The organism is Candidatus Poribacteria bacterium (assembly GCA_028820845.1).
Taxonomy (GTDB): Bacteria; Poribacteria; WGA-4E; order WGA-4E; family WGA-3G; genus WGA-3G.
In genome coordinates this window covers 139,355-156,549 of record JAPPII010000124.1, presented here as the reverse complement: position 1 = coordinate 156,549, position 17,195 = coordinate 139,355, and the positions used below count along the sequence as shown (strand labels likewise).

Genomic DNA, 17,195 nt, shown 5'->3' with positions numbered 1-17,195 from the left:
CACAATTTCAGTAGAACACATTAACGTGGAATGTCAGACACGACGTTAGAATGTTTCCGATAATTGCCCCCGTTTCTATAAAAAGTAGTGAATTAGGGTTCCCAAGATAAATATTATACAATGTGAATAACGATTTGTCAAATTTTTTTCAAAAAAAGTGAAAAAATATAAGAAATTCTGCAAATTACTTCGTTTTTAGCAATTTTCCACGTAGAATAACGTTTTGAACGCTCAAATCTTCATCAACAATAATAACGTCCGCTGTCTTCCCAGTCTCGATTGCGCCGACCGACTGCGCGACCCCTAAATTCTGTGCGGGTGTCAATGTTGCCATCGTTAATGCTTCTTCGAGAGAATAACCCCAGTTAATAACATTGCGAACCCCATCCATAAGCGTAATCGTCGCACCCGCAAGCCGCTCCGTCGGTTTACCAACATCAAGCCACATAGCGTCGTTACGGACGTATTTCTCGGTGCTACCGGCTTCAAAGGCAGTATCCTTTTCAGAAATCATATCATCGCTGAGACGATACGCATCAATCTCAGGAATGTATGTTGCCGATGCCTGCCAGTCTTCAGAAGGCACACCCGCAAGCTCGGTGCAATCTGTAATTAACCCGACAGCGTGAATTCCTTTCTGCCGAATCAAATGGCTGCCCCAGAACGGATGGACATGGTGTTCGTCAACGATGAGTTCAGCATGAATATCTGGGTGAGAGAGGACTGCTTCAATTGCCCCGGGTGCCCGATGGTGCATACCACTCATGCCGTTATAGGTGTGTGTGGCGCGCGTCACACCAGCATCAATCGCCGCCATCGCCTGTTGGTATGTCGCATTTGTGTGCCCCATAGCGATGATGATGTCATTATAGGCATCTGACCCGTAGGCTGCGAGATGTTTGATAAATTGTAGATTTTCATCGTTTTCAGGTGCTATGGAGATGACTTTCAAGGTGCCATCAGAAGCTGCCCACATTGCGTGGAATTCTTCAAAGTTCGGTGGCGTAATGTATTTTGCGTTCTGCGCTCCATTTTTCGCGAGGCTTCCAAACTTTCCTTCAACGTACGAACCTAAGATCTGCGAACCGTCCACCACTGGCTCGTCAGCGACGTGCGCGATAGCCGTTAAGGCACCGTTAATCTGCGCCATACTCCCCGAAGATATACCTAACACCAACGAGGTAACACCATTACGGGCATGCGCACGGGCAATCGTGGCAACATCTTCGACCTCGCCAGTCATACTATCACAGCCACCGCCGCCGTGTACCAATCCGTCAATTAATCCGGGAATGACAAAACAACCAGAAGCATCAAGCGTCTCGCCTGTTGGCTGAAGCGCGTCCGTTGTTATGGTTGAAATTGTGTCACCTTGAATAACAATACTTCCCTGTCCGTAATGCGCTGGGGTATAAATGTCACCGTTTACAATCGTTAGTGTTTCCATTCGCACGTGTCCTTAGGCGAGGTTAGGAAACCTCGCCAGCGAGTCTGCTGCATTCCTATCCCTACTTTCGTTCTAAAAACAGAAAACTGTAAGGATAAGGATTTCGCTCATCGGGTCCGCCGTCAATGCGTTTCACTTCTTCCCACGCAGTGCTGTCAAACTCCGGGAAATAGACATCCCCTTCAAATGTGGCATGAATCTGTGTAAGATAGAGTCGATTGGCGTGCGGCAAAAAGGCTTCATAGATAGGTGCTCCGCCACAGATCATGAGTTCTTCCGCTTCTTTACAAAGTTCAAGAACGTCCCTTACTGAATGTGCGACGTTACAACCTTTAGGGGCTTTATAAGTCGTGTTCCGCGTGAGGATGATATTGTGCCGTTTGCCCAAAGGTCGTTTAAGGGTTTCAAAAGTTTTACGTCCCATAACAACCGGCTTTCCGACCGTCATGTCGCGAAAATGTCGTCGATCAACTGGCATTTGCCACGGAATATTGGGCCCATTGCCGATCAGTCGATTTTTGTCCATCGCTGCAATCATTGAAATTAACATTTAGGATTCCGTTTCCACTTCACGTTGTCCGGCTTCTATCCCACTGATAACGTGCTCAGCAAACAGGGTCACTGTCTCTTTCGACATACGAGGGATGAGTTTAATTTCCCGTTTGCGTTTCCATTCAATATCAAATTCTCTTATCTCCACGAGTTCATCCATTCCGATTAGTACAGTTTCCACATCGGTTTCAAGATGTTCGGCAAGCTCCTTGAGGTTTAAAGGTTCTTCAACCTGAAAGGCGAGTACTTCCACCCAGAGCCACATTCCAAGTCGACGCGCGAAGGTTGAGAGATTCTCATTTGTACCCGCGAGCCGGGTGATCGCCGCGAAGCAGTAAGCGGCGTGATGCGGATAGCTCATTATAATCTCTTCAAATTCCTCAAAGGCGAGTTGAATGAGCAGGGAGGCTTCCTCAGGCGGCGTTAATCCCTCAAGCTCCAGATGGTTCCCATTCTGTTCTGGACTGTCAATGTTAATTCGTGGTTCTTGCGCCATGGTCACCTCAAGTATTTCGTGGTGAAATCAATCGTCAGCAGCATTGGAAGAAACTCGGAAATATGCAATGAAGATCTCGGGTGTCGTCCCGACCCCTATGCACGTTATATTTTCATGAGGTTTTACATCTGCGATGAACAGGCGTTGGATCCAATTATCGGGGAGTCTCAGTCCTTTTTCTGATATCCCACCGCCTATATATCCCCTTTCTGCGTGCGCAAGATTGGACCACTTTGTAGGTTTGCCGGGGCTGTGCCAATACGCCGTAATTCTGTCACCAGATCGAAAAGTTTCTGCCCGTGTGAACCGCCTCGGTTTGTCTCCCAAATTGCGAAAATACTTATATGGTCGAGATGACATATAGACGCATCTAAACGGAACTATCTGGGGTGATTTTCTCCATTCCCCATCAATCCACTTCCACATGATATGCGTCTTAAAGGGCATCTCTGAAGTAGATTCCATCATCGGGTGGACTGCGATATGAAAGATTGCGAGTGCATCCAGTCTGCTCATTCCTTTGAGTTCAAGCAATTCATGGTTTTCTGCAATTGCGGAAGATGTCGACTCTTGCCACGCGCCGATCGGAATACGGAGTTCCTTCTTTTTGAGAATACGGTGTCCATTTTTCTCGGCTATATCCCCCATATCAATTTCCAATTCCAAGACGTTGTCCGTGAACTCAAAATTGGCAATTTCTGAATGCGCTGGCAGCACCCAATAAACTGTTATCATGTCCGCTAAACGCGAAATTGCATATTCGTTTTCGTTAGATTTCCCACAACTTGCGAGGAGCAGTGCAATGCCGATTATCAAAACTATCTGCCGTTTCATGTTCGCCTCCCAGTCAGTATCACATCCCACAACACGCTCTTACAGTGAAGTAGAAAAATACCATAGCACTTTCGAGCACAACGGGCAATGAATTGCCCTACTACGAACACACTTCTGTTAACGGATAGTTGTATAGGTAACCGTAAGTTTACTACAACATTCTTCTGCGTTGACTCGGACATTCTCACAGATTCTAAACAATCATTGGTGCGCGAATAGCATCATGGTGCTGATAATTTCCTAACTGAATGTGTTGCATCTTGAAGGCATCAATTGATGAGACTTTTGGGTCCAATACAAGCCGCGGAAGTGGATAAGGTTCTCGTTTCAATTGGGTCTTGACGGCTTCAAAGTGCTCATGGTAGATGTGTGCGTCCCCCAAGGTATGAACAAATTCGCCGGGCCTTAACCCAGTCACCTGTGCGACCATGTGCAGCAAGAGCGCATACGAGGCAATATTAAAGGGGACTCCGAGGAACATATCGCAGCTCCGCTGATACATCTGCAGGGATAACTTGCCATCCGCCACAAAGAATTGGAAAAACATGTGGCAGGGTTCCAACGCCATCTGATCTAATTCCCCAGGATTCCATGCTGTAACGACGTGTTTACGACTGTGTGGATTCGTTCGGAGTTGTTCAATGACGCTGGCTAATTGGTCGATTGCCCCATCTTCTGTTTGCCATTCTCGCCATTGAACCCCGTATATGCGTCCGAGGGAACCGTTGCGTCCCCAAGCCTCAGCATTGGCGTTCCAGACCTGAACACCGAGTTTCTGAAATTGATCGACATGCGAATACGCGCGTAGAAAACCTAAGAGTTCCGCTTTCACGGCACCGAACGCCAGTTTTTTCGTCGTTACGGCGGGAAATCCCTCTTCGAGATTGTATCGCATTTGCATGCCGAAGAGTGCTCGGGTTACGCCGTTTCTACCCGGTCGGTCAACACCGGTATCTAATATCTGCCGAAGCCCATTTATATACTGTTCCATATCTATTGACCTGTACTACCAAATCCTCCACGAGAGGGTGAGTGCATCTGTTCAACCTCGTTCCATTCCGCCGTCTCCACACGCACAAAAATCGCTTGTGCAATCCGACTGCCTCTTTCAACATTCACCACAGCATCCGTGAAATTGTAAATCTGAATTTGTAACTCATCTTCTTCACCACAATAATCGTTATCGACAATGCCTACACCTTGTGGGACCATTAAGCCGAATTTGCGGGGTGTGCTGCTTCGCGCGCAGACCATTAGCATATAACCTGGAGGTGTTTCAACAATAACATTCGCAGGGATGAGGACGATGGATTTTGGTGGCACTTCTGCTGATTCTCGGCAGATTAAATCGAATCCAACGGAACCTGCTGTCTCATATTTCGGCAACGGGAGGGTTTTGTCTATGCGTTTAATATTAATTTTCATCGACATTATGGTACCGCGACTCCTGCTACCTTGCATTCCACGCGATAAAGGGAGGTGCTCGCTGTGATGAAGAGGCTTGTCCAGTCGTCACCGCCCCAAGCCAAGTTCGCTGCGCGTTCAGGGACGAGGATGATTCCGAGATGCATTCCGTCTGGTGCGAAAACCCAAATCCCATTGGGACCGGTTAGGTAGACATTTCCGTGCGTATCGACCTTCATTCCGTCAGGTTTGCCGGTGTCCCCTTCTTCTTCACCGAAGACGCGACCGTTCGCAATTGTACCGTCGGGTTGCACATCAAACGCGCGGATATGCATGCGTTCGGTGTCGTTGATATAAAGGATAGATTCATCAGGTGAAAAACAGAGACCGTTGGGTCTGTCAAAGTCGTCAACGAGAAGCGTCAATGTGTCCCCGTTGGGTGATAGACGATAGACCCCTTGAAAATCGAGTTCTTTTTCCGACTCGACGCCGTACGATGCGCTCAACCCGTAAGGGGGATCCGTGAAATAGATGCTACCATCAGACTTCACGACGACATCATTAGGGCTATTCAACCGTTTCCCTTCATAATGAGAGGCGATTGTGATAACCTCTCCATCCGCTGTCGTCCGCGAGACCCTTCGGTTCGCGTGTTCACAAGCAATGAGATGTCCGCCTTTATCATAAGTCAAGCCGTTCGATTTTCCAGATGGGTCACGGAAAACAGTCATTCCCGAATCTGAGTCCCACCGGCGCATCTTATTTGCGGGAATATCGCTAAAAAGCAAAAACCGCTCTGTAACGTGCCAGAGAGGTCCTTCAGTGAATTGGCATCCCGTCGCCAGTTGTTCAATAACCGCCTCGGCACCAACCAACTCTAAAAGCCGTTCGTTGCGTACGTCAAGTGCCATATCTTTCCTTTTTTGGTATTCGGTAAAAAAACAGGACTTACGCAAAATTGAGCTGAGACACATATCTTGGGACAGCAAAGATGCTTATCCTTGGGATAGGGGCAGTTAAGAACTGCATCTATCAATCTTTTAGTGCGTAAGTCCTATGTAATTTCGCTTGACTTTTTCCTGACCGTATGGTATCCTAATAACATAGGGATATTTGAAGCCTTAAACGTGCCTGGGGCGACTCGAACGCCCGACCTTTAGCTCCGGAGGCTAACGCTCTATCCAACTGAGCTACAGGCACATAAGTTTAAAAGCGAGGCGGATTCCGTAAACGAAATCAATCCAACTCGCATACATCTTTAGAAGTATTTTAACAAATTCAGCAGCTTTTGTCAAGTTTTTTCGCGAAAAATCCAAGGAGGAAGATCAGGGTGCCACATAAATTTAAAAAACTCTCAGTCCTTGCTGTTCTGGTTGTCTTTCTGTTTAGCTTTGCGCCAGATATTGTAGAGAGCCGCCGCGGTGGGGGCCGGAGTTTCAGTCGCAGCCGGAGTTTCAGCCGCAGCACCAGTCGGCGGAGTTATACACCGAGCCGCTCCTCTACCAGATCTTACAGTCGGTCTTCTACAAGTAGAAGTTCCACAAGTCCACGCACCTCAACATCTCGTACAGCACGTAGTACAGGGAGCAGCTACAGCAGAAGTAGTACATCGAGAAGCACGAGCACACGTGCAAGTACCACAGCACGACAGCGGCAAACCGCTACCAACCGCGCTCGGGTTACACCGAGTAGCACGTCAAATCGAAGCACGACCGCGACACGGAGTGCAACACGCAGTCAACAACGGCAAGCGACAGCACAAAATCGGAAGCAGGTACGGCAACTGAAGGCGGAAAATCGGAGTTTGAAACGCCAAAACCGGGTCGCGAATCGTCAAACTGCCCGCGCCCGTCGGCAGCAGCGACAAGTTATCACTGTCAACAACTTTGGTGGCTACTATCCGATGATGGGATACTCAACGTACAGTCTTGCTGCATCTATGGCGTTTAACAATCTCTTATTCGGTATCTATTTCCACGACTATTACAATCACGCCATTCGCCATAGTTACCTTTGGCACTATCACCATCGAGATTACGACCGGTCACATTGGAGTGCCGAAAAACAGAGGGAATACGAATACTATCGGGATTACTACGAGAGTCAGGGCATTGAACCTAACGCAAATTATGTAGACCCTGGCACGAACGCCGACGAAAATTACACTGCGAGTTATGTAGAAGAAAACCCTGATAAATTTTACGGGGAAAACGCAGAAGTTTTCACTGTCGACGAACTTCCAGACGAGGAGGCACTCAAAGCAGAACTCCTCGCAGCTGCTGAAGACAGACCGACAGTCACTGCATCCGCTTCTACGACCCCCTCAACACGCGCACCGCCAGAAACGCGCACCGTTGTTATCGAAAAGCAAACTTCAGGCGCAACATGGTTCCTCCTTATCTTCGGAGGTATCATCGTTGTTGGCGTTATCATGTTGGTGATGTACAACAAAGGCTATTTTTAGGTGGTCGGATGGCACTATTTGGTAGAAAAGGCGGAAAATCACTGTTCGGCAAGCGGAGAGACGCTGACGCAAAAAAGCCGGAACGGCATGAACTCGTCGACATTCCGATTGATAGCATGATTGAACTCTCCGACATCATCACCTACGAGGAGACGGGAGATACTTCCCACGCCTTCAAACTTGTCACCCGAAAGAAGTATGAAGGCGAGGCACTTCGTCGTTATATGTATCATATCCGGGATTCTGAGGAAGAGGTTGTGGTCGGTGTTGACCACGTGGCAGGAACGAAGGAAGATTACGAGATTTCTCGGTGGATTGTCGATGGTGAATCTGAACTCGGCGATCCCTTGCCAGACGAGATGACCCTTTATTTTCCAGACCCGGATAACGAGCAAGCCGATATCGCTGTGGAATACAGTCGGCAGGACGTTGTACCGGCAACCCTCACGGTTACCGATGCTGAAGGGGAAGCGAAATTTGAGGTCGAACTCCACGAATACATCGCTGGTGAAGATGAATTCATGTCTATTGAACGCTGCGGAGACTGGCTAACCTTCTATGTCGGTACGATGATTAGTCGCGCGGATATAGAAATCTATCCGGCGTATGAACCAAAACCGTCCAATATTTGAAGCTGTGAACCAAGTTCATCAACAATGCATACCGCGCACTTACGAAACATACAAGTCTATCGTACTCCAAACGGTAAAGAACCTTTCAATGAGTGGTTGAAATCAATTCCGGATACAAAGACCAGAGCCCGAGTCAGAGCAGGACTGGAGCAACTCAGACTCGGAAATTTCGGGAATGTCAAAACGGTGGGTGAGGGGGTACTTGAACTGCGTTTCCACTTCGGGGTAGGTTACCGGATTTATTTTAGTGAAATTAGGAATACAATTATCCTTCTCCTTTGTGGTGGTGATAAATCATCACAAACGAGGGACATAGCACGAGCAAAAAGGTATTGGCTAAAATGCAAGGAGGAAAACTTATGAGAGAAATGAGAACCTGGCGAGAGTGTCTCATCGAAGACCTTGCCGACCGGGAGGAGGCAATTCACTACCTCCAAGCTATTCTTGATGACTATTACAGTTTCGGGCACACTGTTATAGTTCAGGAAGCACTCAAAACAATCGTAGAAGCACAAGGCGGGATATCCGAACTCACTCAACACACGGATATTTCGCCACAAACCTTAGCAGCCGCGCTATCCAATAAGGATACACCGCTGATTGACACGCTCGGAACTGTTCTGAAGGCACTTGGGTATCAACTTTCAATCCAACCTTTAGTAGACGAGAACGCAGATCTTGTCCTGACGACAGATAAACCTGACATGACGAATACAACAGTATCCGTGTGAGAAGAGCCAGCGGTCCCACAACAATTGGCAAGTCAGCGGTAACTGCTACCGCCGAAACTCAAATGCACTTTTGATGTGCTCAAGATTCAACAGTTCAGATTGATATGACAAGTGGATGCCAATCACATCAAAACGGCAAGGCGCATCCCAGAGGTTTTTTGCTTGTAGATATCCCAAGGCTATCTTGGAGATCTGTTTCTGTTTTTGTCTCGTTACAGCCTCCTGGGGTAACCCAAATTTAAGACTTCTCCGCGTTTTTACCTCCACAAAGACGATAAATTGTCTGTCTTTAACGATTAGATCGATTTCCCCGCGCCCTACCCGGTAGTTCTGTGCAAGGATTTTACACCCCCGTGCCTTGAAGTGCGCGACTGCCAATGCTTCTCCAATCTTTGCGACATTTAAACGTGATTGGTCCATGTAGGCTCTCCGTTAGTTATGCCCGGTGGGGTTGGGCAACCGCACCTACCGGGGTTTAGGTGAACGGTGCAGTTAATGTGATATAAACTTTTAGAAATGGTATTAGAAAGGTAGTTCGATTCGATCATCGGGTAGGAGTTTAAAGGTGTGTCTATGAACGTCGGACGCACCAAACGCTGCAATTGCTTGTCGGTGTTGTGAGGTCGGGTATCCTTTGTGTTTGAGGAACCCGTAGTTTGGGTAGGTGCGATCCAACTCAATCATGCGTTTATCGCGCGTGGTTTTGGCAATAATGGAGGCTGCGGCGATAGAATCACTTCGGCTATCACCCTTTGGAATCGCTTCACCGGGAATATCTATTTGCGGGAGATATAAACCGTCAACGAGCAGATAATCGGGCTGCAGTGTGAGATTTTCAACGGCTTCCTTCATCGCCAGTAGGGTGGCATTCAGGATATTTAGACGGTCAATCCCCTGATTATCTATAGCACCAACCCCAATTGCTACAGCGACACGATGGATTTCGTCACAGAGTCGATCCCGTTGCTTTGGAGACAACTGTTTTGAATCATTGAGACCGTCAAGGGAGCAAGCAGTCGGTAGGATAACAGCAGCGGCAACGACGGGACCTGCCAACGCCCCTCGGCCCGCCTCGTCAACGCCCGCGATCTGTTTATACCCGCTTTGCTGACAAGCGAGTTCAAAAACATTCATTTTTATCAGGCTACTGTCTGCGTTCTTTGACGCGCGCCGCTCTACCGGTACGATCGCGCAAGTAATATAATTTCGCGCGGCGGACGGCTCCGTATCGAACGACCTGAATACTCTCAATATTCGGTGAATGGAGCGGGAACGTCCTTTCACTTCCGGCACCGAAAGCGACACGTCGGACTGTAAACGTTGCGCGTAATCCACCGTGTGCCCGACGGATAACAGTTCCTTCGTACGTCTGAATACGTTCTTTCTGTCCCTCGCGGATACGGGTGTTTACCTTGACAACATCCCCAGGACCAAACTCAGGAATATCACTTTTCACATATTGGCTTTCAACAGATTCAATTAAGTTCATTGTATTATTCCTCCTTGTATAATATAGATCTCACCACATCCATTGGTTGGCAAATGACCTTCTAAAAAATTAGGCGATTACTGCTTCGATTCAATCCACCAACCCAGCAGTTTTGAGAATAGCGATGTCTTCCTCATTCAACTCGAATTTCTGGAGCAGATCTGGACGGTGCTTTGCAGTGCGTTTGAGTGCCTCCGCGTACCGCCATTTTTCAATATCTTTATGATCTCCACTCAAGAGAACCTCAGGAACATTCATGCCAGCGAACGCTGCAGGTCGTGTATAGTGCGGGTGGTCCAACAAATCATGGCTGAACGAATCAACGTGGGCGGATTCGTAATCACCAAGCGCGCCGGGCAGGACACGACCAATAGCATCAATCAAAACGAGCGCAGCAATTTCCCCGCCACTAAGAACATAGTCCCCGATAGAAAGCTCAGTTGTAACCAGCCGATGTCGCACTCGCTCATCTACGCCTTTGTACCGTCCGCACAAGAGAATAAGGTGCGATTCCAAAGAGAGCGATTCCGCAAGTGCCTGCGTCAACGGTACACCTTGTGGTGTCAGATATACAACGTGCGCCGTTTTCTGCGTGTTCAACGCCGTAATCGCAGCGAAGATAGGTTCCGGCTTAAGAATCATGCCCGCGCCCCCGCCATAAGGATAATCATCAACCGACTTGTGCTTGTCGGTCGCCCACTCGCGAAGATTATGGAGGTTGACGGTGAGTTTATCGGCGTCCTGAACGCGTCTGAGGATACCCGTTTTTAACGCTGGCGCGAGTATCTCTGGAAACAAGGCGAGAACATCAATCTTCATTTTTGATATAGGCTTGCAAGCGACACCCTACATTCTTTGCTGATGCGTCTACCGCGCGTCGTAAACGAAATTCCTATTGCTCCTCTAATCTTGGGTGTTCAATCAACTCAAGAATAACCTTCTTATTCGCTTGCAATCCTGCCGTATAGAGAACACTTCTTATCGCTTTAAGGGTACGTCCATATCTACCAATGATCTTCCCTAAATCTTCTTCCATGACAGTCAACTCTACAATAACCACCGTTTCGCCAATTACTTCCTGGACGACCACCTGATCGGGGTAATCGACGAGAGATTTTACGATGTATTCAATCAAATCTTTGAACATAGTTCACTTTCGCATTTCAGTAGATGTGTCTGTTGCCTGTCTCTTCGGAATCTTTTGAAAGAGACGTTACGCTTCTTCGTCGGATTCAGGTGTCGCCTCATCGGGTGCTGCTTCAGTGAGCAGGCTGCCGGTTTCAGCGTCAGTAGGTTGTGCGTCAGCTGCTTCAGCTTCAGCGGATTGTTCGTCTTCCGTCTCAGGAACCGCTGCGTCGCCAGCAGCCTCTGGCATCGGGCGCCCTAATTTTTCGTATTCAAATTTCATCAAAATCCCACGTTTAGAAAGCAAACGTTTCGCCGTGTCAGTCGGTTGTGCGCCACGCCTTAACCATTTCAAAGCCTTCTCTTCATCGATGAAAACATCTGCCGGATCCGTTAACGGATTGTAATAGCCAAGGCGTTCTAAAAACGCGCCATCCCTTTGTGCCCGCGCATCAGCTGCGACGAGTCGATAAAAAGGACGTTTCTTTCTACCGTGTCGTTGTAATCTAATTCTAACTGCCAAAAAAATACCTCCTGGTGGCATTCACGCCGTGTTTATAGAAAGGCAGAGATTTAAGTCGTACCCATTGTTATCTACGGCGTCTGCGTTTTCGGGGCTTTCTCGCTTTACGTTTCTGACCGGGAAGTGCTCCCATTTTCCGCCCCCTCTTTGCACCTAAACCGGCTCCCATTTGCGGCATTGCCATCGCCGCCTGCTGGTTCAGCATACGATTCATCATCTGTAACTGTGAAATCAGCATGTTCACCTGATTTACTGTTGTTCCACTCCCTTTGGAAATGCGAAGTTTCCGACTTCTGTCCAACAACCGCGGATTCCTCCGTTCCTCACCCGTCATCGATTGAATAATCGCTTTCGCTGTCTGTAGATGGCTCTCATCGGGTGTGAGATTCTTAACCGGCAACTGATTTTTAAAGGGCATGAGATCCATGAGTTGATCCAAGGGTCCCATATTTTTCAGCTGCTCAAGTTGCGTCAGAAAATCGGTAAAGTCTAACCCTTTGTTGGCTGTGAGTTTACGCTCGAGTTCTTTTGCTTGATCTTCACTGAAGACTTCCTCGGCTTTCTCAAGCAAAGTTTGAAAATCGCCTTGCCCCAAGATGCGTGAAGCCATCCGTTCCGGGTGGAATTCTTCTAATGCGGCTGCCTCAATTTTTTCTCCGACCCCAATGAATTTGATCGGTTTGTGTGTAATATGACGAATTGAGAGGGCAGCACCCCCACGGGCATCACCATCCATTTTCGTGAGGATCACGCCATCAATGTCCAAATCGTTGTTGAAGTTTTCGGCAACATTTACAGCATCTTGCCCTGTCATCGCATCAACGATAAGTAGCACTTCAGAAGGGTTCACACGTTCCTTAATCTGCCGAAGCTCACTCATTAACTCATCATTAACGTGTAAACGTCCAGCAGTATCAATAATAACGCAGTTGTGTCCGTGTGCCAAAGCCTCCTTGACCGAAGCTTCGGCGATCTCAACCGGTGAGGGCTCCGTCCCCATCGAAAACACGGGGGTTTCCGTCTGTTCACCGAGGATTTGCAGCTGCTTAATAGCAGCAGGACGATACACATCCGCAGCAACGAGCAGGGGTTTCCGTCCATCTCTGCGAAACCTGAGTGCTAATTTCGCCGCTACCGTTGTTTTACCGGCACCTTGTAACCCAACAAGCATCACGACTGTAGGACCACTCGGCGCAATGTTAATCTTTTCCGCTTTGCTGCCCATCAACTGGGTCAGTTCTTCGCCAATAATTCGGGCAATCTGAAGTTCAGGTGTAAGGCTACCGAGTACCTCTTGACCAAGTGTGCGCGCTTTAATCTGCTCTATAAATTCACGTGTGACTTTATAGTTAACATCTGCTTCCAAGAAGGCACGGCGCACCTCACGCAAGGTATCGGAGATATTGCTCTCTGTGAGCTTCCCTTGTCCTCTGATTTTTTTCAGGGTGCCTTGTAACCTATTTCCTAAACTCTCAAACATTGTCGATGCCTTTTTTTGAAGGAGTACCTGTGTTCAAGTATATAATTATTGGTCTGTTTTTTTACAATGACATCAAAGCGAGTTTATCCATTGCGCGTAACTCTTGACTTCAAAGTAGCGCACGAACTGCACTTCTTAAGTATACAATTATAGCAAATTTAACCCATGATGTCAAACTTTTTTTCATCTTGACAGAAATCGGTATGCATGATAAAAATATATTATGAAAATCACGACTATCACACAACACTACTGGAAACTTGTAATTTACAATCTGAATTTACAAGACGTACCCTGCAAGCCCCTTATCCCCTTTATTTCTATTTTAGCTGCATTGTATTGCGGATGCCAAGGTGAAACGTTTAATTTCGATGTGGGTAGCTCCAGTTCAGAAATCATAGAGAAATCTGGTGAGTTGACAGAAAACGAGATCTGGGATGGACGCATCTATATTACGGACACCGTTGTCGTTCCCGAAGGGGTCACACTGACTATCCGTGCTGGCACTATCGTCGGTTTCGAGCCTATAGATCCACCGACCCAACTTATCGTGTCCGGCGAACTCTATGCCGAGGGGTCACCAGAACGAATGGTCGTTTTTGGCTCCTTAGGAAAACAGCGAGAACCCCGAGAAGAGCCAAACGCAGCGGCAACCCCGTCTACTACAATGGGCATAGAAGAACAATTGCGAGGTGGAGGACTCGGGGGCAGAGAAAGTCAACAGCAAACTATTGCTGCCGATCCACCGAAAGCAGGCGATTGGGCAGGCATTCAGATTGCAGCTGAAAGTCCGAACAGCCGTCTAACATACTGTCGAATCCAACACGCAAGTGTAGGCATCACATGCCTAACAGATGCCGTGCAAATCGAGAGGTGCCTCATCAGTGAAAATAAAACAGGGGTACTCTCTGAAAACACTAGACCTACTATTACGGGCAACGAATTTAATAGAAACGGTATAGGGGCACAATTCCGAGGGAGCTCGTCACCAGATGTAGAATACAACGAATTTACTGCCAACAATTACGGAATTACATGCGAAGACGACTCCCGACCCCGTATCCAATATAACATCCTTCGCGCGAATTACGAGAACGCTATCGTCTGTTATTCCACTGCCTCACCAGAGATAGTCTCCAATAATATCACGATGAATGTTGGTTGGGCAGTCTACGACGGTGGTAGACTCCGAGATAACTTTATTCAGGGGAATAAACAGGTCGGTCCTAACGTAACGGAACTCGGCATCGGAACACAAGGCGAGCAATTTTACGGCGTAGACGAGACATTTGATCCGAGGAACTCACCGGTAACAGAAGCCGGTGTGCCACGAGAAAATTTTTAGTAGGAAATTAACATAATGACTCGGTTCAAAGCCTACCTGGAACTCATTCGCTATCCGCTTTTTGCGATTCCGATTGTCGCCACACTTCCGGGGGCACTCATTGCGAGTGAAGGACACTGGACATGGCGTGTCCCTGTAGTCCTTTTGATTGCGCTCTGCGGCTACTTCGCCGGAATGATAAAGAACGACTACTTTCACCATGAAACCGACAAGCAGACAAATCCAGAGCGTCCGTTACCATCGCAACGTCTCACCCCCCAACAGGCGATTGTACCGGCGAGTGTTATCTACGGGCTATGCGTCATTGGCGGTTTCTATCTGAATATCAAAGCCGGTTTGTTGGTAATGGGGTTGGTCGCAATTTCACATCTCTATAACGCCATTTTCAAAGCGAAAGGCATCTTAGGCAGTCTCACACTGCCTTTGGGTATCGGACTCCTGAGCGTTTTTGGTGCGTTAGCGGTGAGTGGGACTGTGCCACGATTGGTGTGGTACGCCTTTGCTGCCACAACGCTTTACGACTTAGGCACCCATATCACGACGACCTTTAAAGACCTCTCACGTGACAAAGAACTTGGCATCCTAACAACACCGCTCCAGATTGGCATCCGCCCAGCCCTCCTGCTCTCAGCGATTGCAACGATTCTGGCGTTTACGATTGCTTTCTTGCCCTACTGGCTGGAACCCGATATTCAGAAGCCTTATATCGTTTGGGTAATATTAGGCATCATTGCTACAGTTGGCACCCGGATTTCACTTTACCTGCAACCGAATGAAAAAAACGGTTACTTTGCATTGAAGGGCTCGATGATAGGCTCAATTTTCTTTTTTCCGTGTCTCATCGGGGCGCAGGTCTCTATCGTTGTCTCTGCTGCTATCATTGTGCCGTTGTTGTTAGTGACACTATTTCTGCTAAAAACGACGCGCCAAGAGGTTTAAGGCGCGGTAACCGATGATTGCCCAACCGGCGATCGCAACGAGGTTGACTATCAAAATATGAAAAATATTGTTTTACTGATTACCGATACCTTTCGGTACGACAATTTAGGCGAACGGGCAAAACGTCCGATTCGTACACCGATGCTCGACAAGTTCGAGGCGGAGCGCGCAACCGCTATCGATAAATTCTATATGAGCAGTTTCCCGACGGTGCCACACCGGACAGATATTATGACTGCAACAGTCGGGTGGCCCCACTATCCGTGGCAGCCAATTGATCTGAGCGGACGGAGCATCATCGCGCAACTCCTGAGCGAGCAAGGGTACGCCACGCAGCTGATATGTGACACCCCGCACTTGTTCAACGTCCGGTTCCAACACTGTTTCCATGCTGCTTTCCAGCATCGCGGGCAAGAAGGAGACAAACCGCTCCTTCACCTCAACGACGAAATAAGAATCGTTATGCCGAATGAGAAGACGCGACCGCACCCCTCATATCGCGGGCATACCTTGCCGAACACGCACCGCTGGACGAACCGCTATTATCAATACGAATCAGAGACGTTCTCTGGCAGGACCTCCGAAACGACGATTCGGTGGTTGGAGGAGAATCACCGTTCGGGTCCTTTCTTCCTTTGGGTAGATTTCTTCGATCCACACGAACCGTGGGATCCACCGGAATATCTTGTTAAACGCTACGATCCGGACTATACGGGCCCGCCGATGCTACACCCGAACTACGGTCTATCCTCTCTCTTTACGGATGCCGAGCTCCACAACCTCTGGGCACACTACGCCGGTGAGGCGGAACTCATTGACAGGCATATCGGACGGGTTCTGCAGAAGGTGGAAGATTTGGAGTTGTGGGACGATACCCTCGTTGTTGTACTATCCGATCACGGGATGTCCATAGGTGAACATAGTCGGACAGGCAAATCTAACATCGATCCACAAGATTCACGCTACTGGCCGACGTATCCAGAGATTAACCACGAAGTGTTCCTGATTGCTGGTGGAGATGTACCGTCCGGGCAACGCCTTGATCTCATCGCGCAACCGATGGATATTATGCCGACGCTCTGTGAATTGGCGGGTGTGAGTTTGGATCCACCGAAACCGTTTGAAGGACGCTCCTTCGCGGACGCGCTCCTTAAAGGCGGCAGACAGCATCGGGACTATGCGGTAACGGGGTGTCATATCGCTGCCCGGGACGAGAGTGTGCCACGTCAAGCAACGACACCGTTCCTCGTTACGGAACGCTGGGGATATGCCCCTGTCGGTGAATACGGCAGACCGGAACTCTTTGACTTACCGGCTGATCCGTTAGCGGAGAACAACATCGCTGCGGATAATATGGAAATTGTCAAGGAGCTTCATGACATGTTTATGTCACACCTTACGGAGCATAACGCTCCTGAGAAGTTCCTTGATCTCTGGAAAGAAGAGCCTTCCGGGGATGGTCGGGGTAAATGGTCGATTGACTATCCTGATGAGTCAAAGGAATAGGAAATTCAAAGGTCGAAAATAAAAAAGAGGCTTTAGGGCATAGTACCCTAAGGTCTCTTTCTATGTACGAAAGCGGATTTGCAGGATAATACTATCGTGAACATGGCTTTAACTTAACGGTATGTTTTTCAGCAATTCGCGTTAAAAATGTTACACTGGTGTAACATTTTGTGTGTGGTGCGTAACTTGAGAGAACCCAGTCACCGTAAGGGTTTGTTGGTGTTTAAT

The 17,195-nt window shown here is 48.2% G+C and carries 20 protein-coding genes, 1 tRNA gene and 1 pseudogene; 7 read left to right on the top strand and 15 right to left on the bottom strand.

The window, feature by feature from the left end; all coding sequences use genetic code 11:
- Nucleotides 1–184 precede the first annotated feature (184 nt).
- The 8 genes from OXN25_24545 to OXN25_24510 all read right to left on the bottom strand — a co-directional run bounded on the left by OXN25_24545 (nucleotide 185) and on the right by OXN25_24510 (nucleotide 5,933).
- A complete protein-coding gene (locus OXN25_24545; GenBank protein ID MDE0428037.1) occupies nucleotides 185–1,447 on the bottom strand; it encodes an amidohydrolase family protein in 1,263 nt (420 codons plus the stop codon).
- A gap of 61 nt (nucleotides 1,448–1,508) precedes the next feature.
- The gene (locus tag OXN25_24540) at nucleotides 1,509–1,997 is read right to left on the bottom strand and encodes a dihydrofolate reductase (protein MDE0428036.1); all 489 of its coding nucleotides are present in this window, start codon (nucleotides 1,995–1,997) and stop codon (nucleotides 1,509–1,511) included.
- Complete coding sequence (locus OXN25_24535; protein MDE0428035.1) at nucleotides 1,998–2,495, bottom strand: hypothetical protein; 498 nt, start codon at nucleotides 2,493–2,495, stop codon at nucleotides 1,998–2,000.
- 27 nt (nucleotides 2,496–2,522) lie between these two features.
- Nucleotides 2,523–3,329, bottom strand: coding sequence for a hypothetical protein (locus OXN25_24530; GenBank protein MDE0428034.1), 807 nt, complete (start codon nucleotides 3,327–3,329; stop codon nucleotides 2,523–2,525).
- Nucleotides 3,330–3,522: 193 nt separating this feature from the next.
- Nucleotides 3,523–4,320 (bottom strand): thymidylate synthase, encoded by a 798-nt coding sequence (locus OXN25_24525; GenBank protein ID MDE0428033.1) that lies wholly within the window; start codon nucleotides 4,318–4,320, stop codon nucleotides 3,523–3,525.
- A 2-nt stretch (nucleotides 4,321–4,322) separates the two neighbouring features.
- The gene (dut, locus tag OXN25_24520; protein MDE0428032.1) at nucleotides 4,323–4,760 is read right to left on the bottom strand and encodes a dUTP diphosphatase; all 438 of its coding nucleotides are present in this window, start codon (nucleotides 4,758–4,760) and stop codon (nucleotides 4,323–4,325) included.
- Entirely contained in the window at nucleotides 4,760–5,644 is an 885-nt protein-coding gene (locus tag OXN25_24515; protein MDE0428031.1) for an SMP-30/gluconolactonase/LRE family protein, read from the bottom strand. Before OXN25_24515 ends, dut begins: the two co-directional genes overlap by 1 nt.
- Nucleotides 5,645–5,859: 215 nt before the next feature.
- Nucleotides 5,860–5,933, bottom strand: a tRNA-Arg gene (locus tag OXN25_24510).
- A gap of 130 nt (nucleotides 5,934–6,063) precedes the next feature.
- Here OXN25_24510 and OXN25_24505 point away from each other — a divergent pair.
- Genes OXN25_24505 through OXN25_24490 form a run of 4 tightly spaced genes read left to right on the top strand, consistent with a single transcriptional unit; the run spans nucleotide 6,064 to nucleotide 8,560 of the window.
- Nucleotides 6,064–7,197, top strand: a complete 1,134-nt coding sequence (locus OXN25_24505; protein MDE0428030.1) for a hypothetical protein — start codon at nucleotides 6,064–6,066, stop codon at nucleotides 7,195–7,197.
- A gap of 8 nt (nucleotides 7,198–7,205) precedes the next feature.
- Nucleotides 7,206–7,829, top strand: coding sequence for a hypothetical protein (locus OXN25_24500; GenBank protein MDE0428029.1), 624 nt, complete (start codon nucleotides 7,206–7,208; stop codon nucleotides 7,827–7,829).
- 24 nt (nucleotides 7,830–7,853) lie between these two features.
- Nucleotides 7,854–8,192 carry a type II toxin-antitoxin system RelE/ParE family toxin gene (locus tag OXN25_24495; protein ID MDE0428028.1) on the top strand — a complete coding sequence of 113 codons (339 nt, stop codon included), beginning with the start codon at nucleotides 7,854–7,856 and terminating at the stop codon, nucleotides 8,190–8,192.
- Complete coding sequence (locus tag OXN25_24490; protein MDE0428027.1) at nucleotides 8,189–8,560, top strand: hypothetical protein; 372 nt, start codon at nucleotides 8,189–8,191, stop codon at nucleotides 8,558–8,560. The genes OXN25_24495 and OXN25_24490 overlap by 4 nt, the downstream gene beginning before the upstream one ends.
- Nucleotides 8,561–8,605: 45 nt before the next feature.
- On the opposite strand, the gene OXN25_24485 is transcribed toward OXN25_24490, so the two are convergent.
- The 7 genes and pseudogenes from OXN25_24485 to ffh form a co-directional block, all read right to left on the bottom strand.
- Entirely contained in the window at nucleotides 8,606–8,980 is a 375-nt protein-coding gene (locus OXN25_24485) for a YraN family protein (protein ID MDE0428026.1), read from the bottom strand.
- A 102-nt stretch (nucleotides 8,981–9,082) separates the two neighbouring features.
- Nucleotides 9,083–9,694 carry a ribonuclease HII gene (locus OXN25_24480; GenBank protein ID MDE0428025.1) on the bottom strand — a complete coding sequence of 204 codons (612 nt, stop codon included), beginning with the start codon at nucleotides 9,692–9,694 and terminating at the stop codon, nucleotides 9,083–9,085.
- A 10-nt stretch (nucleotides 9,695–9,704) separates the two neighbouring features.
- Complete coding sequence (gene rplS, locus OXN25_24475; protein ID MDE0428024.1) at nucleotides 9,705–10,049, bottom strand: 50S ribosomal protein L19; 345 nt, start codon at nucleotides 10,047–10,049, stop codon at nucleotides 9,705–9,707.
- Between the two features lie 90 nt (nucleotides 10,050–10,139).
- On the bottom strand, nucleotides 10,140–10,868 hold the full coding sequence (gene trmD, locus OXN25_24470; GenBank protein ID MDE0428023.1) for a tRNA (guanosine(37)-N1)-methyltransferase TrmD: 729 nt from the start codon (nucleotides 10,866–10,868) through the stop codon (nucleotides 10,140–10,142).
- A gap of 73 nt (nucleotides 10,869–10,941) precedes the next feature.
- The gene (locus OXN25_24465) at nucleotides 10,942–11,196 is read right to left on the bottom strand and encodes a KH domain-containing protein (protein ID MDE0428022.1); all 255 of its coding nucleotides are present in this window, start codon (nucleotides 11,194–11,196) and stop codon (nucleotides 10,942–10,944) included.
- A 252-nt stretch (nucleotides 11,197–11,448) separates the two neighbouring features.
- Nucleotides 11,449–11,697 (bottom strand): annotated as a pseudogene (gene rpsP / locus OXN25_24460) (30S ribosomal protein S16).
- A 67-nt stretch (nucleotides 11,698–11,764) separates the two neighbouring features.
- On the bottom strand, nucleotides 11,765–13,177 hold the full coding sequence (gene ffh, locus OXN25_24455; protein MDE0428021.1) for a signal recognition particle protein: 1,413 nt from the start codon (nucleotides 13,175–13,177) through the stop codon (nucleotides 11,765–11,767).
- Between the two features lie 223 nt (nucleotides 13,178–13,400).
- Between ffh and OXN25_24450 the strand changes: the two genes are divergently transcribed.
- The 3 genes from OXN25_24450 to OXN25_24440 are packed head-to-tail and all read left to right on the top strand — an operon-like array spanning nucleotide 13,401 to nucleotide 16,967.
- Nucleotides 13,401–14,522: a right-handed parallel beta-helix repeat-containing protein gene (locus OXN25_24450; protein MDE0428020.1), complete on the top strand. Its 1,122-nt coding sequence runs from the start codon at nucleotides 13,401–13,403 to the stop codon at nucleotides 14,520–14,522.
- Between the two features lie 15 nt (nucleotides 14,523–14,537).
- Nucleotides 14,538–15,461, top strand: coding sequence for a UbiA family prenyltransferase (locus tag OXN25_24445; protein MDE0428019.1), 924 nt, complete (start codon nucleotides 14,538–14,540; stop codon nucleotides 15,459–15,461).
- Nucleotides 15,462–15,518: 57 nt separating this feature from the next.
- Nucleotides 15,519–16,967, top strand: coding sequence for a sulfatase (locus OXN25_24440; GenBank protein MDE0428018.1), 1,449 nt, complete (start codon nucleotides 15,519–15,521; stop codon nucleotides 16,965–16,967).
- The last annotated feature ends 228 nt before the right edge of the window (nucleotides 16,968–17,195 follow it).